Here is a 25783-nt window from a genome sequence, read left to right on the forward strand (position 1 = left end):
AATTACACCCCCGCGGCTGAACCCGCGCTAAACATCGCTAGCCGGCATAGGCGCTGACGAGATCGTAGAGATAGTCGCGCCCCTCGTAGAGCGATTTGACGCCGATCCGCTCGTTCAGCCCGTGAATGCCGTTGCCGTCGGCATCGAAGAACAGCCCCGGCGCGCCATAGACCGGAATGCCGATCGCCTCGAGGAAGATGCCGTCGGTCGCGCCGGTCGACATCAGCGGCAGCATCGGCACGCCGGGGAAATAGCGCTCGGCCACCGCCTTGGCCGGTTCGAGAATGCGTGGGTCGAGCGCGGGTGGGATCGCGGTCGGGCGGATCGGCGCGTTGGCGGAGACGGTCACGTTCGGCCCGGCCAGTTCCCTCAGCTTGGTGAGCGTGCCCTCGACGGTTTCGCCTGGGAAGATACGGCAGTTGATGTTGGCGCTGGCGTGCTGGGGCAGCGCGTTTTCGGCATGTCCCGCCGACAGCAGGGTCGCGACGCAGGTGGTGCGCAGCGTGGAATTGAAGGTCTTGTCGCGGGCGAGCAGCGCCGACGCTTCGGCCTCGTCGGGGTTGGCGAGCAACCGCCGGATCGCATCGGCGACCGGCGCGGGCGTGGTCTTCGCCATCGCGGTGAAGAAGGCGTGCGTGGTGTCGGTGAAGCGGACCGGGAAGGTATAGCCCTGCACCGCCTTCAGCGCGTCGGCGAGTTGGTAGATCGCGTTGTCCGAAGTGGGTTGCGAACTGTGGCCGCCCGGGTTGGTGGCCGCGAAGGTGTAATTCTGCGCGGCCTTTTCGCCGACCTGGATCGCGAGCACCTCGGGCTTGCCGTTCACGCCGTACCGCCCGCCGCCGCCTTCATTGAGCGCGAACTCGGCGGCGATGAGGTCGGGCTTGGTCTTGGCCAGCCATGCCGCGCCGTTGAAGGCGTAGGTCGTCTCCTCGCCACAGGTCAGCGCGAGCTTGATCGTGCGCCTCGGGCGATGGCCCAATTGGCGGAAGCGAATCAGGCTGTCGGCCCAGATCGCCGCCATCGATTTGTCGTCGGCGGCGCCGCGCGCATAATAATAGCCGCCCTCCTCAACCAGCGTGAACGGATCGCGCTTCCAGTCCTCGCGCTTGGCCTCGACCACGTCGAGATGCGCGAGCAGCAGGATCGGCTTCACCGACGGGTCGCTGCCGGGCAGGATCGCGACCATGCCGCCCTCGCGCGGATGGTCGGGCACGGAAAACAGCGTGATGTCGCGCGCCGGATACCCCGCATCCTCGAGCCGCGCCGCGATCTTGGCGGCGGCGTCGGTGCAGCTCCCGGTAGAGAGCGTGGTGTCGGTCTCCACCAGCTCCTTGTACAGCGTGAAGAACGCCTTTTGGTCGGGCCGGGTCTGCGCCGAGGCGGCGGCCGACAGCATCGCCGCGCCCACCCCGAGCGCCATCGCCATCCTTCGCATCCGCCCCGCCCCTTTTCGTACAAAGACAAAGGCTAGCGTGCGGGAGGCGGAAAAGTCGAGCGAAACCGCGCAGCCGGCGATCTGGCGGCTCGGCGGACCCCGGAACACGTCCGGGGTGGCGTGGCGGCTCTTACGCGTCGCGCTCGGCGAGCACCCGCTCCCACGCCAGCGCGTCGCGGACGATCAGGTCCAGGTCGTCGCGCTGCGGCCGCCAGTCGAGCGCCTTGAGGATCGCGGTGTTGTCGGCGACCAACGCCGCCGGATCGCCCGCGCGGCGGCCTTCGATCTTGCGCTCGATATGCACGTTGGTGACACGATCCACTGCATCGAGCACTTCCAGCACCGAGAAGCCGCGCCCATAGCCGCAGTTGAGCGTGTGGCTCTTGGCGGGGTCGGCGGTGAGCAGGTCGAGCGCCGCGACATGCGCCGCCGCGAGATCGCTGACATGGATATAGTCGCGCACGCCGGTGCCGTCGGGCGTGTCGAAATCGGTGCCGAACACGCCGACGCTCGCGCGCTTGCCCGTCGCCGCCTCGACCGCGACCTTGATGAGATGCGTCGCCCCCGCCGTCGATTGGCCGGAGCGGCCCTGCGGATCGGCGCCCGCCACGTTGAAATAGCGCAGCGCGCAATAGTTGATCGGGTGCGCCGCCGCGACATCACGCAGCATCGCCTCGCTCATCAGCTTGGACATGCCATAGGGGTTGATCGGCACGGTCGGGTCGGTCTCGACCACCGGAATCCTCGCCGGCGTGCCATAGGTCGCGGCGGTCGAGGAGAAGATGAAGTGCGGCACCCCGCACACCACCGCGCTTTCGAGCAGCGCACGCGTCGCGACGGTGTTGTTGCGATAATATTTGAGCGGATCGCTCACCGATTCGGGCACCACCACCGATCCCGCGAAATGCATGATCGCCTTCACGCCGTGGTCGCGGATTGCGGCACGCACCGCCTCGTCGTCCTCGATGCTCGCCTCGACCAGCATCGCGCGCGGATCGACCGCCCAGGCGAAACCGGTCACGAGATTGTCGACCACCACAACGCGGTAGCCCGCATCGAGCAAGGCCAGCACCGCATGGCTGCCGATATAGCCCGCCCCGCCCGTCACCAGCACCGCACCGTCGATCATCGAATCATCCCCATGCTGCATCGCACCCATCTCCGCCTACCACCGGAGATTGCGCCGCGCCAATCGCTCCCTATCTTCATCGTCATCAAGAAGGAGCAGATGATGGCGAGCGAAGTCGCGATTTTCGCGGGCGGATGTTTCTGGTGTACCGAGGCGGTGTTCGCCGACGTGATCGGTGTCGAAAAGGTCGAGAGCGGCTATATCGGCGGCGCGATCCCCAACCCGACCTACAAGCAGGTGTGCGGCGGCGATACCGGCCATGCCGAGGCGATCCGCGTCACCTTCGATTCGGATCAGGTCCGCTATGCCGATCTGCTCGACATCTTCTTCGCGACGCATGATCCGACGCAGCTCAACCGTCAGGGCAACGACGTCGGCACGCAATATCGCTCGGCGCTGTTCCCCTTGTCGCCCGACCAGCGCGAGGAAGCGCAGGCCGCGATCGAGCGCGCCGCCGCCGATTGGCCCAGCCCGATCGTGACGACGATCGAGCCGGCATCGCAATGGTATCCGGCCGAGGATTATCATCAGGAGTATTGGGAGGGTGAAGGCCAGCGCAATCCCTATTGCCTGGCGGTGATCCCCCCCAAGCTTGCCAAGCTGCGCAAGAGCTTCGCGAAACGCTCCAAGGCCGCCGACGCGACCGCCTGACCCGTCGCCCCGGCGCAGACCGGGGCCGCTGCGTTATCTGGGAGCCGCTCGCCCCCAAACACAACGGCCCCGGCCTGCGCCGGGGCGACGCGCTTGTTAATCGCACGTTCGTCGCCGGTGGAGATAAGCGCGGATCATGACTGCGTCACCACCCGCGCCCGCGCCGCCCCCGCACGCCGATCGCGCGCTCAGCGCCTTGCTGATCGTGCAGGCAGTGTCGCTCTTCGTCGCGATCCCGCTCTCGGCGCAGCATCCCGGCTGGCATGTCGTGCTCGATGCCGGACATCTTGTGTTCGCCGCCGTTTCGGTCGCGGTGCTCGCGCACAATCGCGTCACGCGCGGGCTGCTGCTCGCCGCGCTGGCTGGGCTGGCGGTCGGGCCGATCATCGGCGAACAGGCGGTCGCATCGCGCGGCCTCGCCGCCGTTACGATGCACGAATCGATCGCGCTGACCGCGTTCGTGTTCAACGGGCTGGTGACGGCGCTGATCGCGCGGCACGTGTTCGGCCCCGGCCGCGTCACGAGCCACCGGTTGCAGGGCGCCGTGCTGGTCTATCTCAACGTCGCGCAACTGTTCGCGATCGCCTATGGCGTGATCGAGACGCGCGCGCCGGGCGCGCTCGTCATGTCGGACGGGCTGAAGTTCGCCAATCCCGCCGGCGCGCGGACGGCAGCGTTGACCTATTTCAGCCTAGTGACGATCACCACCACCGGCTTCGGCGATATCGTGCCGATGCACCCGATCGCGCGCAGCCTGGTCAATCTCGAATCGGTGTTCGGGCATCTGTTTCCGGCGACCTTGCTCGCCCGGCTGGTCGCGCTGCACCTCGCCCATGCCGATGATTCGGCGGGAAAGCGTGACGCGGGGGTGTAACCTCCCTATCTCTGGCGGATGCCCAAGCGTCCCAAACCCGGCCTGCCCACGCGCGAACAGGTTCTCGATTTCATCACCACCTCGCCCACGCCGGCGGGCAAGCGCGAGATCGCGCGCGCCTTCGGCCTGAGCGCGCAGGAGAAGATCGGCCTCAAGGCGCTGCTCAAGGACATGGCCGACGAAGGCCTGATCGACAGCGCGCCCGGCCGCGCCTTCCACAAGCTCGGCGGGCTGCCCAAGGTGACGGTGCTGCGCATCGCCGATGTCGATGACGGCGGCAACGTCTGGGCGGTGCCCGAGCGCTGGGAGGCAGAGACCCCCGCCCCCCGCCTGCGCGTACGCGAACGCAGGCACGGCACGTTCGCGGTGGGGGACCGCGTGCTGGCGCGCACCGAGGAAGCCGGCAGCGGCTGGATCGCGCATCCAATGAAGTCTCTAGCGCGTGGCGAGGAGATGATCCTTGGCGTGCTCCACGAGGAAGGCGGCAAGCTCTGGCTGCAAGGCGTCGAGAAGAAGGAACGCCGCGATTTCCAGGTGTCCGACGCGGGCGGCGCCCAACCCGGCGATCTCGTGCTGGCGGAGAAGGCCGGGCGCCCGCCCCGCATCACCGCGCGCGTCACCGAAATCCTCGGCGATCCCTTCGCGCCGCGCAGCTTCTCGATGATCGCGATCCACAAGCTCGGAATTCCAACAGCCTTCGCTCCCGAAGCGATCGAGGAAGCGCATCGAGTCGCCGGGCTTCCGCTCGGTGAGGCGCGCGAAGATCTGCGCCACCTCCCGATCGTCGCAATCGATCCCGCCGACGCGCGCGATCATGACGACGCGGTGTGGGCCGCGCCGGACGACGACCCCGCCAACCCCGACGGCTGGCAGGCGATCGTCGCGATCGCCGACGTCAGCTTCTACGTCCGCCCCGGCGGCGCACTCGACAAGGATGCGCGGCGGCGCGGCAACAGCGTCTATTTCCCCGACCGGGTCGTACCGATGCTGTCCGAGGAATTGTCGGCGGACATCTGCTCGCTGAAGGAAGGCGTCGATCGCGCGGCGTTGGTCTGCCATCTGCGGATCGCCGAAAACGGCACGCTGCAAAGCTGGCGCTTCACGCGGGCGGCGATCCGGGTGGCGGCGAACATCGCCTATGAGGACGCGCAGGCGATCATCGACGACGCCGCTTCCTCCCCTCCCGCTTCGCGGGAGGGGTCGGGGGAGGGCCTGTCCCCGCAGACGGAGGCGAATGAGGACACGCCCTCCCCTAGCCCCTCCCGCAAGCGGGAGGGGGATTTGTTGCCAATCCTCACGCCGCTGTGGGGCTGCTGGCGCGCGCTGTCGAAAGCACGTGCCGCACGCGCGCCGCTCGATCTCGATCTGCCCGAACGGCGCGTGATGCTCGACGAAAAGGGGCGCATCCTCTCGGTCGCGCCGCGCGAGCGGCTCGACGCGCATATGCTGATCGAGGATTATATGATCGCCGCCAACGTCGCGGCCGCCAAGGCGCTCGAGGCGAAGAAAGCCCCGGTGATGTACCGCGTCCACGAGCCGCCCAGCCGCGAGAAGCTCGTCGCGCTGAAAGATTACCTCAAGACCTTCGGCGTCGAATTCGCGCTCGGCCAGGTGATCCGCCCGGCGACGTTCAATCACATCCTCGACAAGGTCGGCGAGGTGGATTTCCGCCCGCAGATCATGGAGCAGGTGCTGCGCACGCAGACGCAGGCCTATTACACGCCCGAGAACCACGGCCATTTCGGCCTCGCCCTCGGAAGCTATGCGCATTTCACCTCGCCGATCCGGCGCTATGCCGATCTGATCGTCCACCGCGCGCTGGTCGACGCCTATAAGCTCGGGCCAGGCGGGCTGACCGAGGGCGAGGCGGCGGCGATGGAGAAGATCGGCCAGTCGATCTCGATGCTGGAGCGCCGCGCGATGGAGGCCGAGCGCGACACGATCGATCGCTATGTCGCCGCGTTCCTCGCGACGCGGATCGGCGAGATCGTCGATGTGCGCATCACCGGCGTCGCGAGCTTCGGCTTCTTCGCGACCGTCGAGGGGATCGGCGGCGACGGGCTGATGCCGGTGCGCGATCTGGGGCGCGAATATTTCCGCTACGACGAAGCCGGCCGCCGGCTGGTCGGCGAGGATAGCGGCACCGAATATGCGAGCGGCATGCGCCTGCGGCTGCGGCTCGCCGAATCGAATCCGGTATCGGGCGCGCTGCGCTTCGAAATGGTCGAGGGCGAGAGCCGCCCCGCCCCCGAGCCACGCCGCGACCGGGTCATCAAGCGGCGTGGCCGGCCCGCCAACATCCGCCATCAGGGCAAGCGGCGCTGATGGTGGCCACCCCAGCCTGGCCGCCGCAATCGACGCCGCGGCTGTTCGTCGAGCAGCCGCTCGGCCCCGGCCAGATCCGTATCGAGGGCGCGCAGGCGCATTATCTCGTCTCGGTGATGCGGACCAAGGTCGGCGATCCGGTCAAGCTGTTCGACGGCGTGTCGGGCGAGTGGCTCGGCGTGGCGAGCGTGGTCGGCAAGCGCGACCTGCTGCTCGACGTGACCGAGCGGCTGCGCGAGCGCGAGCATGTGCCCGATCTCTGGCTGTGCGCGGCGCCGCTCAAGAAGGGCCGGATCGACTGGCTGGTCGAAAAAGCGTGCGAACTCGGCGTTGCGCGGCTGATGCCGACGCTGACGCGGCGCACCGTGGTCGATCGGCTCAACCTCGAACGGCTGCGCGCGCATATGGTCGAGGCGGCCGAGCAATGCGGCCGCACCGCCGTGCCCAACCTCGCCGAGCCGGTGAAGCTCAGCGGCCTGCTGCGCGACTGGCCCGAGGATCGCACCCTCTTCTTCGCCGACGAAGCCGGCGGCGTGCCCGCGCTGGGCGCGATGCGGGACGGCGGCACGGCGGCGGCGATCCTGATCGGCCCCGAGGGCGGCTTCGACGATGCCGAACGCGACGCGATCCGCGCGCTGCCGCAGGCGATCGGCGTGTCGCTCGGCCCGCGCATCCTGCGCGCCGACACGGCGGCGGCGGCGGCAGTGAGTCTTTGGATGGCGGCGAAAGGGGATTGGTAGTCGCGGCGAAGGCGCGTCCACGCGCCGCTGCGCGCAGCGCATCGCCGCGCCCGGCCGGCGGGTCGACGCGAAGCCCCGAACCCGACGGACGGCTTTGCCGTCGGCGCGTCACAGCTATATCCGTCACCCCAGCTTGCGATGGGGTGACGATGGTGGAGCTGGGGTGACAAGGGCGAACCCGTGCAACGATCGTGAGCAAAGAGGATTCTGTACCGCTCGTTTCACCCCCTCTAGCGCCTCCGCAATCGCGCCGCTAAGGCGCGGCGATGAGCACCAAGACCGCCTCTTCCGCCAAGCATGCGGTCATCGAGCACCGCGACCAGTTGATCGCGAGCTTCGCGCGCGGCGAGAAGCCGAAGGACCGTTGGCGGATCGGTACCGAGCACGAGAAGTTCGTCTATGCGCTCCGCGATCATCATGCGCCGAGCTATGACGAGACGGGCGGCATCCGCGATCTGCTGATGGGGCTCCAGCGCTTCGGCTGGGAGCCGGTGATCGAGAACGGCAACGTCATCGCGATGACCGGCGCGGACGGCAGCCTGAGCCTCGAACCGGCCGGGCAGTTCGAACTGTCAGGCGCGCCGCTCGACAATCTCCACCAGACCTGCGCCGAGACCGGCCGGCACCTCGAACAGGTCAAGACCGTCGGCGACGAGCTCGGCATCGGCTTCCTCGGACTCGGCATGTGGCCCGACAAGACCCGCGCCGAGCTGCCGATCATGCCCAAGGGCCGCTATGCAATCATGCTGCGCCACATGCCGCGCGTCGGCAGCATGGGGCTCGACATGATGCTGCGCACCTGCACCATCCAGGTCAACCTCGACTATGCGAGCGAGGCGGACATGGTGAAGAAGTTCCGGGTCGGCCTCGCGCTGCAACCGCTCGCGACGGCGCTGTTCGCCAATTCGCCGTTCACCGAAGGCAAGCCGAACGGCATGCTTTCGTACCGCAGCCACATCTGGTCGGACACCGACCCGGCGCGCACCGGCATGCTGCCGTTCGTGTTCGAGGATGGCTTCGGCTACGAGCGTTATGCCGAATACGCGCTCGATGTGCCGATGTATTTCGTGTACCGTGAAGGCCGCTATATCGACGCGGCGGGTCTGTCGTTCCGCGACTTTCTCAAGGGCGAGCTGTCGGTACTGCCCGGCGAGTTGCCGACGATCGACGACTGGAACGATCACCTTTCGACCGCCTTCCCGGAGGTGCGGCTCAAGACCTTCCTCGAAATGCGCGGCGCCGATGGTGGCCCGTGGAGCCGGATCTGCGCGCTGCCGGCTTTGTGGGTCGGGCTGCTCTATGACGACGCGGCGCTCGATGCGGCGTGGGACGTGGTCAAGCACTGGACGATGGACGAGCGCGAGACGCTGCGCGCGTCGGTGCCCAAGCTCGGCCTCGACGCGCCGATCGCGGGCGGCCGCAAGCTGCGCGACATCGCCGGCGCGGTGCTCGACATCGCGCATGGCGGCCTGTCGGCGCGGGCGCGGCTCGATGCCGGCGGCAGCAACGAGACTGGCTTCCTCGATCCGCTGCGCGAAGTCGTGCGCAGCGGCAAGGTGCCGGCCGAGGTGCTGCTGGAGAAATATCACGGCGCGTGGGGCGGTGACGTCAGCCGGGTGTATGAGGACATGAAGTTTTAGCGCTGACGTACCGCTACGTAGACCGTTCGCACTGAGCTTCTCGAAGTGCGTTTGGGACGCGCTGGGCTCGCCACGCGTCCTTCGACAGGCTCAGGACGAACTGGAGGGATGAGCGCCGTTCATCGCTTACCCGTCACCCACCCGAAAAAGCGCGGCACCATGCCGTTGCGGGCCATCCATTCCGAATAGGCGCGATACTCCGGGTCTAGGCCGAGATGGCGTTCTTCGGTCCTGGCGCGCCAATAATAAACGCCCGCCGTCGCCGCCATCAACCCGGTCGCGCGAACCGAATCCAGCCATGAGCCGGTCGTCAGGAACGGCAGCGTCGAGATGAACCAGAACAGGTTCTTCGACAGATAGGCCGGATGCCGCGAGAAGCGATACGGCCCGTGCGTGAGGATGCCGCGATGCGTGAGGTTGGAGAAGCGCAGGCCGAACGCCACCGTCGCCCAGGCGTAGATCGCGGTCAGCCCGACCAGCACCGCACCGGTTGCGGCGAGCAGGATCGGATGGCCCGCGAGCCAGACCGTCCAGCCATCGGGACCGCGCGTGCCGGGATGGTAATCGAGCACCCCGCCATCCGCCATCAGCACGAACGGCGGATAGCAGATCAGCGCCGCCATCCACGCCGCCGCGAACGGATTGGCGCTGCGGATATGCGAATCGAGCGGCCGCAGCGTCAGAATATAGCCAACGGTCGCGAAGGCGACATCGACCACGAACATGAAGGTGATGAGCCAATTGGCAAGCGCGACCGGATCGTGGAGGATCAGGCTGGTATCGGCGCGAACGAAGTCGCCGAAGCCCGGCGGGACGATCGCGAGCATGAAGGCGAGAAAGAAGCCCTTCACCGCCCAGGCGCGCACATGGCCGTAGATCGCCTCACGGTCGACCTGCTCGTCGAGGCCCATCAGCCACGCACCGAGCGCCCAGGCGCCATCCCTCGGCTCGACGAGATGACGATCGAGCCACAGCACATACGGGATCGACATGACGAACAGAACCGGCGCGACGACGCCGAGGCACCACATCGCGAAGCTATAATCTTCCTGCCAGTAGAAGCGCTCCAGCCCGTAGATCACGCCGATCCCCGCCCAGGTGAGCCACAGACCGGCAAGCTTGGTCAGGCTGATCTCATAGGTGGCGCGCAGCGGTTTCGCGGTCGACCAGTCGATCCCCGTCGACGGGTTGCGGTGGACCTTGTCCACGAGCAGCGACCACAGCACCATCGGCAGCCCGCACGCGACCACGTTGATGAGCGCCGAATAGGGTCCGTCCATGCCATAGGCGCGCGCGACCGCCACCCACGAGAGCAGTCCGGCGAGTCCCGCGAGTCCGCTACCGCCGCTCACCGCCGATCGCGGGCGGGTGTCGGAGGCGCGCGTGACGGGCGCGAGGACGGTATTGTGGAGCATACCAATCCGTAGCGCGCGAGTGGTTAGCCAAGCGTGAAGGAAACCGCAGGCGGTTGGTCTTGCGCGCGGGGCGGCTTGCCGGTATCTCCCGCCACAACGCGGGTATAGCACAATGGTAGTGCAGCAGCCTTCCAAGCTGAATACACGGGTTCGATTCCCGTTACCCGCTCCACCCTTTCCGGTAGAGCCAATCTTATGACCGCCATCTCCTTCCCCGAGGCGAGGCGGCAGATCGTTGCGGTCGGGCGCTGGCTCGACGGCAAGGGCTGGGCACCGGCGACCTCGGGCAATTACTCGGTGCGGCTCGACGATGGCAGCATCGCCGTCACCGTGTCGGGACGGCACAAGGGCCGGTTGGGCGAAGACGACGTGATGCGGGTCTCTGCCGAGGGCGCGTCGCTCGACGGCAAGAAACCCTCCGCGGAGACCGCACTGCACCTGGCGATCTACCGGCTGTTCCCGGACGCAGGCGCGGTGCTGCACAGCCACAGCCCGGACAGCGTGGGGCTGAGCCGGGCCGTGCGTGGCGATAGTTTCACCTTCACGGGGCACGAAATGCTTAAGGCGCTGCCGGGCAACCCCACCCATGACGCCTCGGTGCGTCTCCCGATCGTAGACAACAGCCAGGACATGGCGATGATCGACGCCGCGATCGCGCCCGCGCTGCTGGCGCCCGGCGCGCCGCCCGCCTATCTTATTCGCGGCCACGGCCTTTACGGCTGGGGCCGTGACATGGCGGAGGCGGAGCGCGTGATCGAGGCGATCGAGTTCATGGTCGCGACCGAGCGTGCCGAGAGGAGTTTCAGCGCATGAGCCGCTTGCAGGTGTTCGACGAAGCCGATGGCGCCACCGCGCTGATCGATATCACCGATGGCGACCAAATCGCCGCCGAACTCGCGCCAGTCGGCGTGCGGTTCGAACGCTGGGCGACGCGCGAGATCGGGTCGGCCGACGTCGTCGACGCCTATGCGCCCGAGATCGCGCGGCTCAAGGCAGAGGGTGGCTATTTGTCGGTCGATACGATCACGATGACGTCGGATCACCCCGAACGCGCCACGCTGCGGCAAAAATTCCTGTCCGAACACACCCACGGCGAGGACGAGGTGCGCTTCTTCGTCGCCGGCGAAGGGCTGTTCACGCTCCACGCCGCGGGCCGCGTGTTCAACATGCTCTGCACGCAGGGCGATCTGATCTCGGTGCCGGCGGGGATGCCGCATTGGTTCGACATGGGGCCGAGCCCCAGCTTCACCGCGATCCGGCTGTTCCGCAATCCCGACGGATGGATCGCGCGCTTCACCGGCGATGCCATCGCCGACCGCTTCCCCCGCCACGAACCGGCCGCCGCGTGAAGGCGATCCTCACCGATATCGAGGGGACGACGACGAGCCTGTCGTTCGTGGCGGACGTGCTGTTCCCCTACGCCCGCGCGCATCTGCCGGCCTATGTCGTCGCGCACCCGCAGGAGACCGCGCCGATCCTTGCCGATGTCGCGGCCGCCGAGCCCGGCGATCCGATCGCGACCTTGCTGCGCTGGATCGACGAGGATCGCAAGGCGACCCCGCTCAAGACGGTGCAGGGAATGATCTGGGCGGACGGCTATGCGAGCGGTGCGTTCACCGGCCATGTTTATGCCGATGCGGTGGCGGCGTTGCGGCGCTGGCATGCGGCTGGGGTGGCGCTCCACGTGTTTTCGTCCGGCTCGGTCGCCGCGCAGAAACTGCTGTTCGGGCATAGCGACGCGGGCGACCTGACGCCGCTGTTCTCGGGCCATTTCGATACGACGACGGGGGCGAAGCGCGAGGCAGCCTCCTACCTCAAGATCGCCGGGGCGATCGGCGTGCCGGCGGGCGACGTGCTGTTCCTGTCCGATACGCCCGAGGAAATCGCCGCCGCGCGGGACGCGGGCATGCAGGCGCTGCGGATCGCGCGCGACGGCGGTGGCGGCGACATCGCGACGTTTGACGAGATACTCATACCCGAGACCCAACCCTGAACCGTTCGTGTCGAGCGAAGTCGAGGCACCTGCGCGTGTCCCTCGACTTCGCTCGGGACGAACGGACGTGAGAGCCAGAGCGACATGATCCTCGAAAACACCCACCAACGCTCGATCGCCCGCACCGCCGACGGCAAGGGCGCGCGCATCCTCGACCAGCGGCGGTTGCCGTGGGAAATCGTGTGGGTCGAGCTCCGCTCGGCGCGCGATGCCGAGGTGGCGATCCGCGAGATGTGGACTCGCGGCGCGCCGCTGATCGGCGCGACCGCCGCCTATGGCCTGGCGATGGCGCTGGCCGAGGATGGATCGGACGCAGCGCTGGATGCGGCCTATACCTTGCTCGCCGAAGCCCGGCCGACCGCAGTCAACCTGCGCTGGGCGCTCGATCAGGTCGCGGCGGCAGTGCGCCCGCTCGCGCCGGCCGAGCGGGCGCAAGCCGCGTTCGCGCGCGCCGACGCGATCTGCGACGAGGATGTCGCGCTCAACAAGGCGATCGGCGAGCACGGCCTCGCGCTGCTGCGCGATCTGCACGCCAAGCACCCGGATCGGCCGCTCAACATCCTCACGCATTGCAACGCCGGCTGGCTCGCGACGGTCGATTACGGCACCGCCACCGCGCCGATCTATCTCGCGCATGATGCGGGCATTCCGGTCCATGTCTGGGTCGATGAAACCCGCCCGCGCAACCAGGGCGCTTTGCTCACCGCGTTTGAACTGGCCGGGCACGGCGTGCCGCACACCGTCATCGCCGACAATGCCGGCGGGCATCTGATGATGCGCGGCCAGGTCGATGCGGTGATCGTCGGCACCGACCGCGTGACCGCGAACGGCGACGTCTGCAACAAGATCGGCACCTATCTGAAGGCGCTCGCCGCGCACGACAACGCCGTGCCGTTCTACGTCGCGCTGCCCTACACCACCTTCGACGCGTCCACCGCGACCGGTGCGGACATCCCGATCGAGGAGCGCAGCGGCGACGAGGTGACTCACGTCGCGGGTCGAGGTGGAAATATTCGGGTGACGGCTTCGAGCGCTGCGAACCCAGCGTTCGACGTGACTCCGGCGCGGCTGGTGAGCGGGTATCTAACGGAGCGAGGTTTACTCGACCGGATTTGACGGGCGAGCATCACCCTCACCCTCACCCTTCCCACTCGCCCTCGGCTCGCGGGCCCCTTCCCTCTCCCAATGGGAGAGGGAGGGAGGAGCGAAGCGACGGAAGGGTGAGGGCGACGGGGTCGAGCCGGTTGCCCGACGGGAAAAGACCCCAGCTTGCGCTGGGGTGACGTATGTGATTGGCGGCCGAGGGTTGCGGCGAAACCTTATGCCGCCTGCTCCACCGGCAGCTTCACGTCTGGCTCGGGCGCGAGCGTTCGCACCTTGACCGAGAACCCCTCCGCGCCGACGCGGATCTCGTTGAACGAGGGCGGCGTTTCGCGCGTTCGCTCCGACAGCGTGCCCGCGCCGATCAGCCGGATCTGGTGGCCGGCGGCGTCGTGGGCGATGTCGAACGGATCGTGGACGTGCCCGGTCAACACGGCGTCCGCGCCTGCTTCCGCGAGCGCCTGCAACGCTTCGGCGCCGCGGTGGGTCTGCGCCGACATGCGCGTGTGCGGTTCGATCAGCGGATGGTGGCAGGCGATGAACACACGCGTGCCTGGCCGCGCCGCGCGCGCCAGCGCCACCGCCTTGGCGAGCTCGCGCTTTGCGACATAGCCTTTCGACCAGTTGAAGCGCCACTGGAAGCGCGCGGTCGTCACCATTGGCACGATCGTAACGCCGGGCAGTTCGAGCGGCTTCTCGATCATATCTTCGACCGAGCGATAGCGCCTGTAGGGTCGCGCGAACCGCTCGAACAGATTGTAATAGGGCAGATCGTGGTTGCCGACCTCGACCGTCACCGGCACGCCGAGCCCCTGCAGCCAGGCGAGCCCATCGGCGAACTCGCGGCGGCGCGCGCGGATCGTCAGGTCACCGGTCATCACGACCGCATCGGGCTGCTCCTTGTGAACGAGATCGTTGAACCACGCGATCGCGGCGCGGTCCTCGCGGCCGAAGTGGACATCGCTGACATGGAACAGTCGGACCATCGCAATTCCCCTGTTAGTCCGCGCGCAGCGTGCGGATGAACATCTCGCTCGTCCGACCGCCGCAGATCTGCGTGGCGGGATCGAGCATCACCGGTTCGCCGTCGAACAGCGCTAGCACGGGCTTGCGGCCGCCGATGCGGAACCGTTCCGCGAACACCTGAGTCACCGCGCGCGCCGCGACCCAGTCACCGGTCAGCCACTCCCAGCCGAGCGCGGCGATCGAGCGGAAATCGCGCGCGTCGACCGCGGCGATATCGAGGCGCTCCTTGCCGGGCCGCACGAACACGGCCTGCGCGTGATGCTCCAGCCCCGGCACGCCCTCCAGCCGGATGCCCCGCGAAAAGGTGCGCCGCACCGCGTGGCGAAGCGCGCGCATGAGCCCACGCAGCTTGCCCGATCGCACCAGTTCGCGCGCATGCACCCAACTCGTCGCCGGGCCGAGGATCAGCCCGACCAGCGCGCGGTGCTGCCCGGCCTCGACGAACGGGAGCGAGACGATCTCGCCCCGCTCGTGCGCGGCGTGGATGATCGAGGAAGGATCGGCGGTGCCGTGGAGTTCCTTGGCGAGCAGGTTCATCGTACCGCCGGGCAGGATCAGGATCGCGCCGTCCCATTTGGCGAGCGCGCAGACGGCGGCGTTGATCGTGCCGTCGCCGGCGAACAGAACGACAGTATCCGCGCCGGCGGCGTCGAGCGCGTCGCCGCTCGGCAGGTCGTCCTTGGGGAAGGCGGTGCGCCCGACGAGCGCGAGGCCGCGCTCCTCGAAGACGGCGAGCAGCGCCTCGGCCTTGGCCCCCGTGGCGGAGCCGGACGCGGGGTTGGTGATGAACCAGATGTTCTTCATGCCGCGCCAACGCGTGGAAGAGGAAAAGGCCGCATTCTTCTGGAAGCCCTCTTCCCTCCGAGACAGGGTTGGGAGAGGGGCAACAGCAGCACAGTGCTCGCGACGGCCGCTCTCCGGGTGAGTGGTGGCGCAGAAAAAGGGCTGTGCTTGGCCGCCGCGATCATGCAACGATGCGCCATGCAGACCACCGCCAAGCCCCTTGCCGAACTCACCATCCGCGGTGTGATCCTGGGCGGGATCATCACGCTCTTCTTCACCGCCGCCAACGTCTATCTCGGTCTGAAGGTCGGGCTGACCTTCGCGACGTCGATCCCGGCGGCGGTGATCTCGATGGCGATCCTGCGGCTGCTGCCCGGTGGGTCAATCCTCGAGAACAACATCGTCCAGACGATCGCGAGCGCGGCGGGTACGCTATCGGCGATCATCTTCGTGCTGCCGGGGCTGGTCATGATCGGCTGGTGGCAGGGTTTCCCCTATGTGCAAACCGCGCTCATCACCGCGACCGGCGGCATCCTCGGCGTGATGTTCTCGGTGCCGCTCAGGCGTGCGCTCGTCGTCGATACCGATCTGCCCTATCCCGAGGGCGTCGCCGCCGCCGAGGTGCTCGAAGTCGGCGCGGGCTCGCGCGAGGGCGGCGAGGAAAGCGCGACCGGATTGAAGGTACTTGTCCTCAACAGCCTCGCCTCGGCGGGGTTCGCGATCGCCACGCAGACCAAGATCATCACCGACACCGCCGCCACCGCCTTCCGCGTCGGGGCGGGCGCGACGGGAATCTCGGGAAGTCTCTCGTTCGCGCTGCTCGGTGTCGGGCATCTCGTCGGCATCTCGGTGGGCGCGGCGATGGCGCTTGGCCTGGTCATCGGCTGGGTGGTGCTGGTTCCGGTGATGACCGCCTATCATCCGATGCCGGGCGATGTGGCGGATTGGGTCGGTGCGATCTTCAAGGGGCAGGTGCGCTTCTTCGGCGCCGGGGTGATCGGCGTTTCGGCGATCTGGACATTGCTGCGCATCGCCGGCCCCGTGCTCGGCGGCATCCGTTCCGCCCTGGCGGCGAGCGCGGCGCGGCAGGCGGGTGAAACGCTCGCTCTCGAAGAGCGCGACCTGCCGATCCTGTGGGTCGGCGCGGCCGCGCTGCTGACGCTCCTGCCGATCGTGTGGCTGCTGTGGGACGTGCTGGCGGGCGGTGCGCTGTCGGGATCGGCGGTATCGCTGATCGCGGGCGCGCTCGTGTTCATCCTCGTCGCCGGGCTGATGATCGCGGCGGTGTGCGGCTATATGGCCGGGTTGATCGGCGCGTCGAACTCGCCGGTCTCGGGGATCGGCATCCTCGCCGCGATCGGCTCGGCGCTGCTGCTGGTCGGGCTGTTCGGCCAGCATCCCGGCGAAGACACCACGCGCGCGCTGATCGCCTATGCGCTGATCGTCACCGGCATCGTGTTCGGGGTCGCGACGATCTCGAACGACAATTTGCAGGATCTCAAGACCGGCCAGCTCGTCGGCGCGACACCGTGGAAGCAGCAGGTGGCGCTGGTGATCGGCGTGGTGTTCGGCGCGCTCATCATCCCGCCAGTGCTCAACGTGCTCAACACCGGCATCGGCTTCGTCGGCGCGCCGGGTGCGGGGCCGAATGCGCTGGCGGCGCCGCAGGCGGGGCTGATCTCGGCGCTCGCCAAGGGGGTGCTGTCGGGCGACGCCAATTGGACGATGCTCGGCTATGGCGCGCTCGCCGGCGTGGCGCTGATCGTGCTCGACGAGGGTCTTGGGCGACTCAGGCTGCTGCGGCTGCCGCCGCTCGGTGTCGCGCTCGGCATCTATCTGCCGATGTCGGTGATCCTGCCCACCGTGGCGGGATCGGTGGTCGGCTTCTGCTACGATCGCTGGGCACGGCGCAGCCACAACCCCGAAGTCGCCGAGCGGATGGGAACGCTGACCGCGACCGGGCTGATCGTCGGCGAGAGCCTGTGGGGCGTGGCGTTCGCCTTCATCGTGTATCTGACCGGCAGCGACGCGCCCATGGCATTGGTCGGTCCGGGATTCGCCCAGATCGCGTTGGTGACGGGGACACTCTGCTTCATCGTGCTGGCCGCTGCCCTGTACCGGCGGACGATGAGCGTCGTGCGCTGACCGCGAGGATCACGCGCGCCTTCCGCATACAGCGCAACGGAGACCTTGAAGGCATACGCGGGCAGAGCTCGCGTAAAGTAGGATCCGCGCGGTGACGCGCGAGAATTGCACCCAAAACCGCCCAATCTCATTCGCGCTGCACCGCACAAAGCTTCGACGAAGTGATACAGAGGCCACCGCATTCTGAGTTCGGGAAGCGATCCCGAACGCATCGACGGGGGTTGAGCGTTCATGCACGGAAGCAGGCCGGAGGTCGGGCAGGTCCACTCGCCCGAAGCGCTGCGATATCGGCCCGAGATCGACGGGCTGCGCGCGCTGGCGGTACTACCGGTGATCTTGTTTCATGCCGGCGTGACCTTCTTCAGCGGCGGCTTCGTCGGAGTCGACGTCTTCTTCGTCATATCCGGATTTTTGATCACCGGGATCCTCTATCGCGAGATTTCCGCAGGTAAGTTCAGTATCTTGAACTTCTACGAACGCCGGATCCGGCGGTTGTTCCCTGCCCTGTTCGCGATGCTCGCGGCGAGTTCGGCAATCGGCTGGTTCATCCTCCTTCCCGATGAATTCGCGGCATTCGGGCGGCAAATCCTCGCCACCTGCCTGTTCATGTCGAACATCCTGTTCTGGAGCGAGGACGGATATTTCGACGCCGAGTCCGCGACCAAGCCGTTGCTGCACACATGGTCGCTTGCAGTCGAAGAGCAATATTACATCATCTTCCCGTTGCTGCTCTGGCTCATGGTCCGATATGCGCGATCCGCGATCCGGCCTATCGTGATGCTCGGCATCGTGGGATCGCTGGTGGTCAGCGAGCTTGTTCTTCACCGTTTCCCCAGCACCGCATTCTTCATGCTGCCGACACGCGCCTGGGAGCTGTTGATCGGCGCGCTCGTTGCGCTGATCCCCGCCTATTCGGGCCGATATGCCGCCGTGCTGGCCTGGGCGGGGGTTGGCGCGATCTTGATCCCGGTACTCACCTTTCAGGAGTCCATGCTGTTCCCCGGCATCGCCGCGCTGCCGCCATGCGCGGGCGCGGCGGCGATCCTGTGGGCGAGCCGCGGAACCTCCTGCGCGGTCGCCTTGTCGAACCGCGGCCTGCGATTCTTTGGTCTGATCTCCTACTCGCTCTATCTCTGGCACTGGCCGATCATCGTCTTCCTGGGCCTGAAATTCGGCATGCCAATGTCGCCCGACCTGACCGTGGTGGCGATCCTGCTCTCGCTGGCCGTCGCCACCGCGTCATGGCGCTTCGTCGAGCGGCCGTTGCGCAAGGGCGGCGGCAAGCCCTTCGTGTGGAGCTTCGGCGGCGCCTGCCTGACAGCGGGAATGTCCGTCGCCGCGATATTGATCGTCGGCAACGGCCTGCCCGCGCGGTTCACGTCCATGCAGAACCGGATGGTCGACTTGTCCATCCGCGAAGGCGCCGCGATGGAGGCGGCCTATCGCTGCGGCGCCGCCCACAAGATCGGCATCCGCAAGAAAGTCGGCGTCTGCGATGTCGGGCCGGGCGGACGACCGCGCCTGGTCATCCTCGGCGATTCCGAAGCCATGGCGTTGAAGCCGGCGTTTTCGGCTGCGCTCGAACGATCGGACATCCCGGCGCGGCTGATTTCGAAGCCCGGCTGCCCGCCGCTGCTCGGCCTTGATCGTGTCGAGACGTCGCGCGGCTGCGCGGCCGCGAGCGCGGCGATGGCCGCCTATGTGCGTGCGGTGAAGCCGGCGGCGATCATCCTCGTCGCAAACTGGCGTAACGTGCTCAGCGCCAAGAACACCATCTTCGCGGGACGAACCAGTTACGATGCCGCATCACGCCTCGACAATGTCACGCGTGCGCTATCCCGGACTGTCGCCGTCTATCGCTCGATGGGCGTTCGGATCGGCATCGTCCGTTCCTTGCCCGGCGCCACCACGTCGGTGGGCCGTGCGGTGGCCCGTAGCAGCCTCGCACCGTTGCACTACACTCTGGCCGATCATCGCGCTGCGTTCGTTCCGCTCAATCGCGCGATCGACGCGCTACGGCCGGACGCCATCGTCGATCCCGCCGACATCACATGCCGGTCGCTTTGCGCCGTGACCGATGCGGCTGGAACCCCCTTGTATTGGGATGCATCTCACCCCGGCGCAGCCGGCAACGCCGTGCTGGAGCCCATGCTCGCCACGCTCGTGACGAAACTCTTCAACGGCCATACCGCCCACGCGGCGATCGGACATGATGATGGCCGGTCTTGAAGCCGCCGCAGCAGGCGGCGTTCGTCGTCCGGGAAGGCAGAGCGCCGCCGGCGGTCTCGCCTGGCTGGTCGCCGGGCGCTCCAGCAACATAGCGCTGTCGATCGTCACGACCGCGATTTTGTCGCGCTTTCTGACCCCTCAGCAATTCGGCCAGCTCGTGCCGGTCATGATCGTCATCTCGCTGTCGATGGCGGTCTTCGACGGCACCTTCGGCGTCGGCATCATCCGTAGCCCCAAACTCGACCGTGAACGGGTGCGCATCGCGCTCGGCAATTGCCTGCTGGTCGCCGTGATACTGGCGGGCGCGCTGGTCGCCACATCGCCGCTGATCGAGCGCTTCTTCCATTTCGACCGACTCGCCGAACTGATCGCCGCCGCGACGAGCGTGATCCTGCTACGCGCGGTGTTCGTGATCGCCTGTGCGGTGCTACAGCGGGAGCGACGCTACAAGGCGATTTCGCTCGCCTCACTGGTCGCGGCGCCTTGCGGATCGCTGCTCGTCTCGGTGCCGCTCGCGATCAGCGGCTGCGGCGCGTGGTCTTTGCTGCTGGGAACGATCGCGATGAGCGCCGTCGAGACGGCGATCGTTTCGCGCAAGGCGCGCCTGCCGTGGCGCGTCACCATTTCGCGCGCCGGCCTGTCCGAACTCGGCGCGACCGAAGGCTTTTTCGCGCTCAACCAGTTGCTCAACTGGGCGGCGCTCTCCAGCACCAGTCTGGTTGCCGGTCACTTTCTGGGTCTGGCGCAACTTGGCTATTATTCGCGAAGCTGGCGCCTGCTCGACATCGCGGTATCCGCGACGAGCGGGCCGATGCAGCGCGTGCTGGTGCCCATCTTCGCAGGGCTGCAGGACGGCGGCAGCGCGGCGCGCGCCACGTTCGAGCGTGCGCTGGCGGTCGCGGTTCCGGTGTTCGCCGTCACGGGAACGTTCGCGTGCCTCCACGCCGAGGCGATCGTACGCGCGCTACTCGGCAAGCAGTGGCTGGCGGCGATTCCGCTCGTCCAGATCCTGTTCTCGGCGCTGGTGGCGCGTTGCGGGTACAAGGTTTCGGAGAGCGTGCTGGTCGGGTTCGGGCGGGCACGCTCGGCGGCGCTGCGCCAGTTTGTATATCTCGTCGCGCTGGCATCGGGCGCGCTGATCGCGGTGCGTTGGCAGTCGGCGGGCGTCGCGCTCAGCACGTCGATCGCGGTGTGGCTGTTCTACGCCCTCTCGCTGGGCCAAGCGGTACGGCTGCTGCACGCCAGTCTCTCGCGCACCATCATGATTCATGCCCGCGCCGCGGCGCTCGCCGGAGGGTTGCTCCTGTTTCATGTGCTGGCGGCGGTCGCGGTTGCGCGGCTCAGCTATTGGTCGGGTGAAATGGTGATGGCGATCGCGGATGCGCTCTTCTTGGGCTTCGTCCTGTTCACGGCGCCATCGTGGCTGGTCGACAGCGTCCTTCGCGCGATGATCCGTCAGCGTGGCCGCGCCATATGATCGGCCCGCCGGGCGCGGCCGACACGCCGACGATCGTCTATCTCTATGGGCAGACCCTGCCTAACAAAGCCGCGAACTCGGGCGCCGTCATCGGATTATGCTCCGCGCTCGCGGCCCTCGGGGAGCGTATATGCATCGTTTCCCCTGATGGCGGTGGAACAACGGCGGAGATCACCGCGACCTATCAGCCACATCCGCGCGTGCGGTTCCGCAACCTGAGCGTACCGGACAATGCCGGGCACTATCCCGCATACGCCGCCGCCCTGCGCCGGCCCGAGTTCGCCCGCGCGATCATCATCACACGCATGCCGCAAGTCGCGCTGCTGACAGCGGCGCTGGGCCGGCGAACCGTGCTGGAACTGCACCAGCATTCCGCGACCTACAAACATTGGGCGGTGTGGCGGCGGCTGTCGCACCTGGTCCGGTCGGACCGGCTGCGTGTCGCCGCCTTGTCGCAGGGTGTGGTGGATGAACTCGATCCGCTCTTGAGGCGAAAAGGCGGGGAGCCGGCCATGATTGCGAGCGCGGCGCGCGATTTCGCCGGGGGGGCCGACATCCGCCCGCGTTACGATATCGGTTTCGTCGGCAGCTTCATGCCCGGCAAAGGCGTCGGCTTCGTCGAGACGATCGCGCGACTCGCGCCCCATTATAGCGTGGTGCTTTACGGCGACCCCTCGCGCGATCCACCCTCCGCGGCGCGACTCGCGGCGCTCCCCAACGTCACGCTCGCCGGCTATGTGAACCCGACCGACGTCGGCGCCGCGCTCGCGAGTTTCCGCGTCGGCCTGGCGCCTTACGAACGCGCAGGCTTCGGCGGTGACGGCGCGCCTTTCGTACGCGCGGATGATCTCTCGTCGCTCAAGATCGTCGAATATCTGTCGGCGCGGCGGATCGTGGTGGCGTCCCGCATTCCCTCGGTGGAACGCATGGTCGCGGACCGGCATAGCGCGATGCTCTGCGATCCGGACGACCCCGCCGATTGGATTCGCGCGATCGACACGATGTTCGCCGAACCGGCGCTGGCCGCGCACATCGCCGCAACGGGGCGCGCGTTGTACGAACACCAGTTCAGCTTCGATATCCGCGCCCGGCGGTTCCGCGCGCTGATCGACCAGCTTCGCTGACCGACCGGCGCCCCGTCACATCGCCGCGAGCAGGCTCGCGATCGGAATGAAGGCGAATGCGACCGAGCTGTCCGCCACGCCGTAAGGCACGAACAGCTTGTCCCCGTGCCGCAGCGCGCCGCAGGTATAAACGACGTTGGGCACATAGCCTTCACGGTCCTGGTCGGCCGCCGCGAGGATCGGCTCCTTGGTCCGCCCGAGCACCTTCGAGGGATCGTGCTTGTCGAGCAACACCGCACCGATCGCGTATTTGCGCATCGCGCCAACGCCGTGGGTCAGCAGCAACCAGCCTTGATCCACCTCGATCGGCGGCCCGCAATTGCCGATCTGCACAAGCTCCCACGGCAGTTCGGGGGCGAGCAGCTTTTCGCCTTCCTCCCAATGCGTGAGCGTATCGGATTTGAGCAGGAACAGATTTTCGCCATCCTGGCGGCCGATCATCATATATCGGCCATCGATCTTGCGCGGGAACAACGCCATGCCCTTGTTGCGCGCGGCCGGACCGGTCATCGGCACCAGATCGAACGCGCGGAAATCACGCGTTCGCATCAACTCGGACTGGATCGCGGACCCATTGTAGGCGGTATAGGTGCCGAGCCACTCCCACGAGCCGTCATCGTGCTGGAAATGGACGAGGCGCAGATCCTCGAGACCCTTTGATTGCGCGTTGGTGATCGGGAAGATCACCGTGCCCGACAGAGTCGAGTCGCGGTGACGGTACACTGTCACCGGGCCCTCGGGCACATGCTCTTCATCGACGCCGACCATATCGGTCGCGGTCGCGAAGGGCGGCTCCGGAGCGAGCTTCAACTCATTGTTGTCAGTGATGATGCCTTCGCGAAACGCAACCGAGGAGATGTGCCCCTCGCCGACCGCGCGCAGCGACATGAGGATGCGCTGCGACCCCGGCGGCATGCCCGACTGGTCGTGGTGCGGCACCGCGCTAGGGTTCATGAGCGCGGCGGCCGCATAGCTATATTCGTGGCAGAAATACGCGCCGATCAACTGTCGCTTCTCGTCGTCGATCGCCGCGCCATTCAGGCCGAGCATCCCCTCGATCTCGTCATAGCGCGTCATGAACACGCGCCGCGTCTGCCAGTGCCGCGCCTCGAAATCCTTGAGCACGATCTCCAGCTCGGCGCTCGTCTCGGCAGCGTCGAGTGCGAGCACGGCGTTGACGATCCGCTCGGTGCGGCTCGGCCCCTGCCCGTTATTCGCCCAGGCAAGGTGGAACGGGCGCACGACGACCCGCGACGGATCGGCATGCAGCCGCAGTGCATGGTGAAACAAATCTATCACGCCTAAGCCTCGCCAATCGTCCGCACCCGCGGCGTCGCGAGCGAGGCTACGCGACGGCGCGATCCGGTCCTGCCACGCTTTCGGCCCGTTTTGAAAGCCCCGAAATCGCGCAAGAGGCAAGTTGCAGCGCCAAAATCGATTCGGCACCCTGGTTCCGGTTGAGACCGGTGGGCATCAGCCCATCGAAACAGCCGCCGTCCTGTACGGTGGCGAGCGGCAGATCGAGATCGTTGACACCCAGATACCATAGATACGCGCGCATCGCCTCGTCGATCCAGCGCTGATCGCCGGTGGCCTCGAACGCGGCCTCGCACGCCTCGATCGTCGCCTGCGCTTCGAGCGGCTGCTGGTCGAACGGCAATGGCGGCTGATAAGGCCGGTTGAAACTCTCGCTGCCGACGGCGCGGAAGCGGCCCTCGGGCGAGGTCTGCTGCGCGATGATCCAATCGAGCGTGGCGGTGCCGCATGCGATCAGATCGTCGCGGTTCAGCGCCTTGCCGGCCCGGAGCAATGCCTCGGGCAGACGCGCATTGTCATAGGCCAGCACGATCTCGAACCACTCCCATTCGGGGCGGCGCGCCTCTTCAAGCAACGCCAGCAGTTCGGTCGAGAAGCGCGTGAGGATGCTGCGCGCGAGCGCATGTCCCGGGAAGGCTTCGAGGATCGCCGCCGCGCCGAGCATGGCGAAGCCGTGCGCGCGGGGGCTGCCGAGTTCGAAGGCGAGGCTCGCGGTCATGTCGAACATCGCCACGGCCCAGTCGCGGTGCTTGGCATGCCGCGCGTCGCGCGCGGTTACGCCCAACGCCCAGAGCGTGCGGCCGTTCGAATCCTCCGATCCGGCGTCCTCGCACCACGTCCTGTCGAAGCGCATGAAGTTGCGGAAGCGGCGCGCCTCGGGGTTCCAGGCATATTGGAGGAACGATTCGTAGATCGTCATCCACTTGTCGCGCGTGTCGTCGGCGAGCGCGTCCATCTTGCACGTCAGCATCAGCGCGCGGGCATTGTCGTCGATGCAATAGCCGTGGCGACGGTCAGGCACCGAGAAGATCGCGTGCTGAAACATGCCGGTCGAATCGCTCATCCGCTCCACTGCGGAGAAATCCGGATCGAGCGGGGTGAGCGACGTGCTTGGCCCCGCGATCCGGCGCGGTCTGGCCGCGACCATTCCGACGATCTCGCGCATCGCGCGCTCGGCGAGACGCGGCCAGATCATCGTGCGGCCACGCTCATAGGCACGCTGCGACAGCCGCATGCGGTTACGATCGCTTCCAAGCAACGCGTTGATTTCGCGTGCGAAGGCTTCGCTGTCGCCGAAATCGACCAGCACGCCATGCCCGTCGGAGAGGATCTCGGTGGCGTGGACATACGGTGTGGACACCACCGCTTTGCCGACGCCCACCGCATAGGACAGCGTGCCCGACGTGATCTGCGCGGGGTTCACATAAGGCGTCGCGTAGATGTCGGCCGCCTGGAGATAATCGATCAGATCGTCATGCTCGACGAACTCGTTGATGAAGGCCACCTGGTCGGCCACGCCATGCTCGGCGGCGAGCGCCTTGAGCCGGTCGCGATACGCCTCGCCCTCGTGCGCGACGAGGTTCGGATGAGTCGCGCCAAGCACGACATACAGCGCGTCCGGGTGCTTGTCGGTGATGGCCGGCATCGCGTCGATGATCGTTTCGATGCCCTTGCCGGGCGCGAGCAGGCCGAAGGTGAAGATCACCTGCTTGCCCTGCCAGCCGAACCGCGCCTTCAGCGTATCGGGGTTGACGAACTCACGATCGGGCACGCCGTGCGGGATCATCGCGAGGGTACGCGCGCTCGCACCATATACGCGCTCGAGAATCTCACGGCCACGCTCCGCCATCACGATGATCTTGGCGGCGCGGCGCAGCAGCCCCTCCATGACACGTCGCTCGTCCGCGCTCGGGCGTTCGAGGATGGTGTGCAACGTCACGATGACGGGAATGGTGACGCGGTCGAGCAGCGCGAGCAAATGCTCGCCCGCCGGGCCGCCATAGATGCCATATTCGTGCTGAACCCACAGCGCCTGCGCGCCGCTCTGTTCGATCGCCCGCGCCGCTTCGGAGTAAGCGATGCGATCCTGCTCGGGGATGCTCATCGTCACTTCCGGGGGATATGCGTAACGGCCCGGATGATCGTCCATCGCGTACACATCGACCTTCAGGTCGGGGAAGCGGCCCTTCAACGCGGTGAACGTATCAGTCGTATATGTCGCGAGGCCGCATTTGCGCGGAAGGAAATTGCCGAGCAACGCGATATGATCGACAGAAGGGAGCACGTCTGCTGATCGTGTCATCAAAGGCCATCCTGCATGAACAACGGCTTAACGCCCGCTACGCCTCCTCAAACGGTTCGGCCGCGATATGGTTGCAT

The 25783-nt window shown here is 67.1% G+C and carries 20 protein-coding genes and 1 tRNA gene; 14 read left to right on the plus strand and 7 right to left on the minus strand.

The genetic code is table 11. The features are described from left to right. Window positions 1-37: 37 nt before the first annotated feature. Window positions 38-1435: a M20/M25/M40 family metallo-hydrolase gene (locus BLS81_RS05140; RefSeq protein ID WP_093221447.1), complete on the minus strand. Its 1398-nt coding sequence runs from the start codon at window positions 1433-1435 to the stop codon at window positions 38-40. Between the two features lie 130 nt (window positions 1436-1565). After that, on the minus strand, window positions 1566-2564 hold the full coding sequence (galE, locus tag BLS81_RS05145) for a UDP-glucose 4-epimerase GalE (RefSeq protein ID WP_093221866.1): 999 nt from the start codon (window positions 2562-2564) through the stop codon (window positions 1566-1568). Window positions 2565-2666: 102 nt separating this feature from the next. On the opposite strand from galE, the gene msrA reads away from it, so the two are divergent. The 5 genes from msrA (at window position 2667) to BLS81_RS05170 (ending at window position 8794) form a co-directional block, all read left to right on the plus strand. After that, a complete protein-coding gene (gene msrA / locus BLS81_RS05150) occupies window positions 2667-3215 on the plus strand; it encodes a peptide-methionine (S)-S-oxide reductase MsrA (RefSeq protein ID WP_093221869.1) in 549 nt (182 codons plus the stop codon). A gap of 136 nt (window positions 3216-3351) precedes the next feature. Beyond that, window positions 3352-4089 carry a potassium channel family protein gene (locus tag BLS81_RS05155; RefSeq protein ID WP_093221449.1) on the plus strand — a complete coding sequence of 246 codons (738 nt, stop codon included), beginning with the start codon at window positions 3352-3354 and terminating at the stop codon, window positions 4087-4089. 18 nt (window positions 4090-4107) lie between these two features. Beyond that, window positions 4108-6414: a ribonuclease R family protein gene (locus BLS81_RS05160; protein WP_093221452.1), complete on the plus strand. Its 2307-nt coding sequence runs from the start codon at window positions 4108-4110 to the stop codon at window positions 6412-6414. After that, on the plus strand, window positions 6414-7154 hold the full coding sequence (locus tag BLS81_RS05165; protein ID WP_093221454.1) for a 16S rRNA (uracil(1498)-N(3))-methyltransferase: 741 nt from the start codon (window positions 6414-6416) through the stop codon (window positions 7152-7154). The genes BLS81_RS05160 and BLS81_RS05165 overlap by 1 nt, the downstream gene beginning before the upstream one ends. Window positions 7155-7420: 266 nt before the next feature. Beyond that, the gene (locus BLS81_RS05170; RefSeq protein WP_093221457.1) at window positions 7421-8794 is read left to right on the plus strand and encodes a glutamate--cysteine ligase; all 1374 of its coding nucleotides are present in this window, start codon (window positions 7421-7423) and stop codon (window positions 8792-8794) included. Between the two features lie 119 nt (window positions 8795-8913). Here the strand turns inward: BLS81_RS05170 and BLS81_RS05175 are convergent, their stop codons facing one another. Next, the gene (locus BLS81_RS05175; protein WP_176787037.1) at window positions 8914-10209 is read right to left on the minus strand and encodes a methyltransferase family protein; all 1296 of its coding nucleotides are present in this window, start codon (window positions 10207-10209) and stop codon (window positions 8914-8916) included. A gap of 98 nt (window positions 10210-10307) precedes the next feature. Here BLS81_RS05175 and BLS81_RS05180 point away from each other — a divergent pair. The 5 genes from BLS81_RS05180 to mtnA all read left to right on the plus strand — a co-directional run bounded on the left by BLS81_RS05180 (window position 10308) and on the right by mtnA (window position 13318). Beyond that, window positions 10308-10381 (plus strand) — tRNA-Gly (locus tag BLS81_RS05180). Between the two features lie 23 nt (window positions 10382-10404). Then, entirely contained in the window at window positions 10405-11022 is a 618-nt protein-coding gene (locus BLS81_RS05185) for a methylthioribulose 1-phosphate dehydratase (protein WP_093221459.1), read from the plus strand. Beyond that, on the plus strand, window positions 11019-11558 hold the full coding sequence (locus tag BLS81_RS05190; RefSeq protein WP_093221462.1) for a 1,2-dihydroxy-3-keto-5-methylthiopentene dioxygenase: 540 nt from the start codon (window positions 11019-11021) through the stop codon (window positions 11556-11558). Before BLS81_RS05185 ends, BLS81_RS05190 begins: the two co-directional genes overlap by 4 nt. Next, window positions 11555-12202, plus strand: coding sequence for an acireductone synthase (gene mtnC, locus BLS81_RS05195; protein ID WP_256326068.1), 648 nt, complete (start codon window positions 11555-11557; stop codon window positions 12200-12202). Before BLS81_RS05190 ends, mtnC begins: the two co-directional genes overlap by 4 nt. 84 nt (window positions 12203-12286) lie before the next feature. Continuing rightward, on the plus strand, window positions 12287-13318 hold the full coding sequence (mtnA, locus tag BLS81_RS05200) for an S-methyl-5-thioribose-1-phosphate isomerase (protein ID WP_093221467.1): 1032 nt from the start codon (window positions 12287-12289) through the stop codon (window positions 13316-13318). A gap of 203 nt (window positions 13319-13521) precedes the next feature. Here the strand turns inward: mtnA and BLS81_RS05205 are convergent, their stop codons facing one another. Together BLS81_RS05205 and BLS81_RS05210 are read right to left on the minus strand one after the other, a co-directional pair. Further along, on the minus strand, window positions 13522-14289 hold the full coding sequence (locus BLS81_RS05205; protein WP_093221470.1) for a metallophosphoesterase family protein: 768 nt from the start codon (window positions 14287-14289) through the stop codon (window positions 13522-13524). A 13-nt stretch (window positions 14290-14302) separates the two neighbouring features. Beyond that, the gene (locus BLS81_RS05210; RefSeq protein ID WP_093221472.1) at window positions 14303-15133 is read right to left on the minus strand and encodes a diacylglycerol/lipid kinase family protein; all 831 of its coding nucleotides are present in this window, start codon (window positions 15131-15133) and stop codon (window positions 14303-14305) included. Window positions 15134-15310: 177 nt separating this feature from the next. On the opposite strand from BLS81_RS05210, the gene BLS81_RS05215 reads away from it, so the two are divergent. The 4 genes from BLS81_RS05215 to BLS81_RS05230 all read left to right on the plus strand — a co-directional run bounded on the left by BLS81_RS05215 (window position 15311) and on the right by BLS81_RS05230 (window position 22087). Then, on the plus strand, window positions 15311-17257 hold the full coding sequence (locus BLS81_RS05215; protein ID WP_093221475.1) for an OPT family oligopeptide transporter: 1947 nt from the start codon (window positions 15311-15313) through the stop codon (window positions 17255-17257). 231 nt (window positions 17258-17488) lie between these two features. Continuing rightward, a complete protein-coding gene (locus tag BLS81_RS05220; RefSeq protein ID WP_093221477.1) occupies window positions 17489-19486 on the plus strand; it encodes an acyltransferase family protein in 1998 nt (665 codons plus the stop codon). Continuing rightward, complete coding sequence (locus BLS81_RS05225) at window positions 19473-20963, plus strand: oligosaccharide flippase family protein (protein ID WP_176787038.1); 1491 nt, start codon at window positions 19473-19475, stop codon at window positions 20961-20963. The genes BLS81_RS05220 and BLS81_RS05225 overlap by 14 nt, the downstream gene beginning before the upstream one ends. Then, window positions 20960-22087, plus strand: coding sequence for a glycosyltransferase family 4 protein (locus BLS81_RS05230; protein ID WP_093221482.1), 1128 nt, complete (start codon window positions 20960-20962; stop codon window positions 22085-22087). The genes BLS81_RS05225 and BLS81_RS05230 overlap by 4 nt, the downstream gene beginning before the upstream one ends. 15 nt (window positions 22088-22102) lie before the next feature. Here BLS81_RS05230 and BLS81_RS05235 read toward each other — a convergent pair whose 3' ends face one another. Both BLS81_RS05235 and BLS81_RS05240 read right to left on the minus strand, forming a co-directional pair. Next, on the minus strand, window positions 22103-23386 hold the full coding sequence (locus BLS81_RS05235; protein ID WP_093221486.1) for a glycoside hydrolase family 130 protein: 1284 nt from the start codon (window positions 23384-23386) through the stop codon (window positions 22103-22105). Between the two features lie 46 nt (window positions 23387-23432). Then, window positions 23433-25706 carry a glycosyltransferase family 4 protein gene (locus BLS81_RS05240; RefSeq protein ID WP_093221489.1) on the minus strand — a complete coding sequence of 758 codons (2274 nt, stop codon included), beginning with the start codon at window positions 25704-25706 and terminating at the stop codon, window positions 23433-23435. Between the last annotated feature and the right edge of the window lie 77 nt (window positions 25707-25783).

The sequence above is a fragment of the Sphingomonas sp. NFR15 genome (assembly GCF_900103265.1).
Lineage (GTDB): Bacteria > Pseudomonadota > Alphaproteobacteria > Sphingomonadales > Sphingomonadaceae > Sphingomonas > Sphingomonas pollutisoli.

What these genes read in the sequence shown, in the direction of transcription:
- BLS81_RS05205 (WP_093221470.1), bottom strand. Translation starts at nt 14,289, where the DNA reads ATGGTCCGACTGTTCCATGTCAGCGATGTCCACTTCGGCCGCGAGGAC.
- BLS81_RS05210 (WP_093221472.1), bottom strand. Translation starts at nt 15,133, where the DNA reads ATGAAGAACATCTGGTTCATCACCAACCCCGCGTCCGGCTCCGCCACG.
- galE (WP_093221866.1), bottom strand. Translation starts at nt 2,564, where the DNA reads ATGATCGACGGTGCGGTGCTGGTGACGGGCGGGGCGGGCTATATCGGC.
- BLS81_RS05160 (WP_093221452.1), top strand. Translation starts at nt 4,108, where the DNA reads ATGCCCAAGCGTCCCAAACCCGGCCTGCCCACGCGCGAACAGGTTCTC.
- mtnA (WP_093221467.1), top strand. Translation starts at nt 12,287, where the DNA reads ATGATCCTCGAAAACACCCACCAACGCTCGATCGCCCGCACCGCCGAC.
- BLS81_RS05190 (WP_093221462.1), top strand. Translation starts at nt 11,019, where the DNA reads ATGAGCCGCTTGCAGGTGTTCGACGAAGCCGATGGCGCCACCGCGCTG.
- BLS81_RS05185 (WP_093221459.1), top strand. Translation starts at nt 10,405, where the DNA reads ATGACCGCCATCTCCTTCCCCGAGGCGAGGCGGCAGATCGTTGCGGTC.
- msrA (WP_093221869.1), top strand. Translation starts at nt 2,667, where the DNA reads ATGGCGAGCGAAGTCGCGATTTTCGCGGGCGGATGTTTCTGGTGTACC.
- BLS81_RS05155 (WP_093221449.1), top strand. Translation starts at nt 3,352, where the DNA reads ATGACTGCGTCACCACCCGCGCCCGCGCCGCCCCCGCACGCCGATCGC.
- BLS81_RS05215 (WP_093221475.1), top strand. Translation starts at nt 15,311, where the DNA reads ATGCAGACCACCGCCAAGCCCCTTGCCGAACTCACCATCCGCGGTGTG.
- BLS81_RS05175 (WP_176787037.1), bottom strand. Translation starts at nt 10,209, where the DNA reads ATGCTCCACAATACCGTCCTCGCGCCCGTCACGCGCGCCTCCGACACC.
- BLS81_RS05140 (WP_093221447.1), bottom strand. Translation starts at nt 1,435, where the DNA reads ATGCGAAGGATGGCGATGGCGCTCGGGGTGGGCGCGGCGATGCTGTCG.
- BLS81_RS05165 (WP_093221454.1), top strand. Translation starts at nt 6,414, where the DNA reads ATGGTGGCCACCCCAGCCTGGCCGCCGCAATCGACGCCGCGGCTGTTC.
- BLS81_RS05240 (WP_093221489.1), bottom strand. Translation starts at nt 25,706, where the DNA reads ATGACACGATCAGCAGACGTGCTCCCTTCTGTCGATCATATCGCGTTG.
- BLS81_RS05220 (WP_093221477.1), top strand. Translation starts at nt 17,489, where the DNA reads ATGCACGGAAGCAGGCCGGAGGTCGGGCAGGTCCACTCGCCCGAAGCG.
- BLS81_RS05225 (WP_176787038.1), top strand. Translation starts at nt 19,473, where the DNA reads ATGGCCGGTCTTGAAGCCGCCGCAGCAGGCGGCGTTCGTCGTCCGGGA.
- BLS81_RS05170 (WP_093221457.1), top strand. Translation starts at nt 7,421, where the DNA reads ATGAGCACCAAGACCGCCTCTTCCGCCAAGCATGCGGTCATCGAGCAC.
- BLS81_RS05230 (WP_093221482.1), top strand. Translation starts at nt 20,960, where the DNA reads ATGATCGGCCCGCCGGGCGCGGCCGACACGCCGACGATCGTCTATCTC.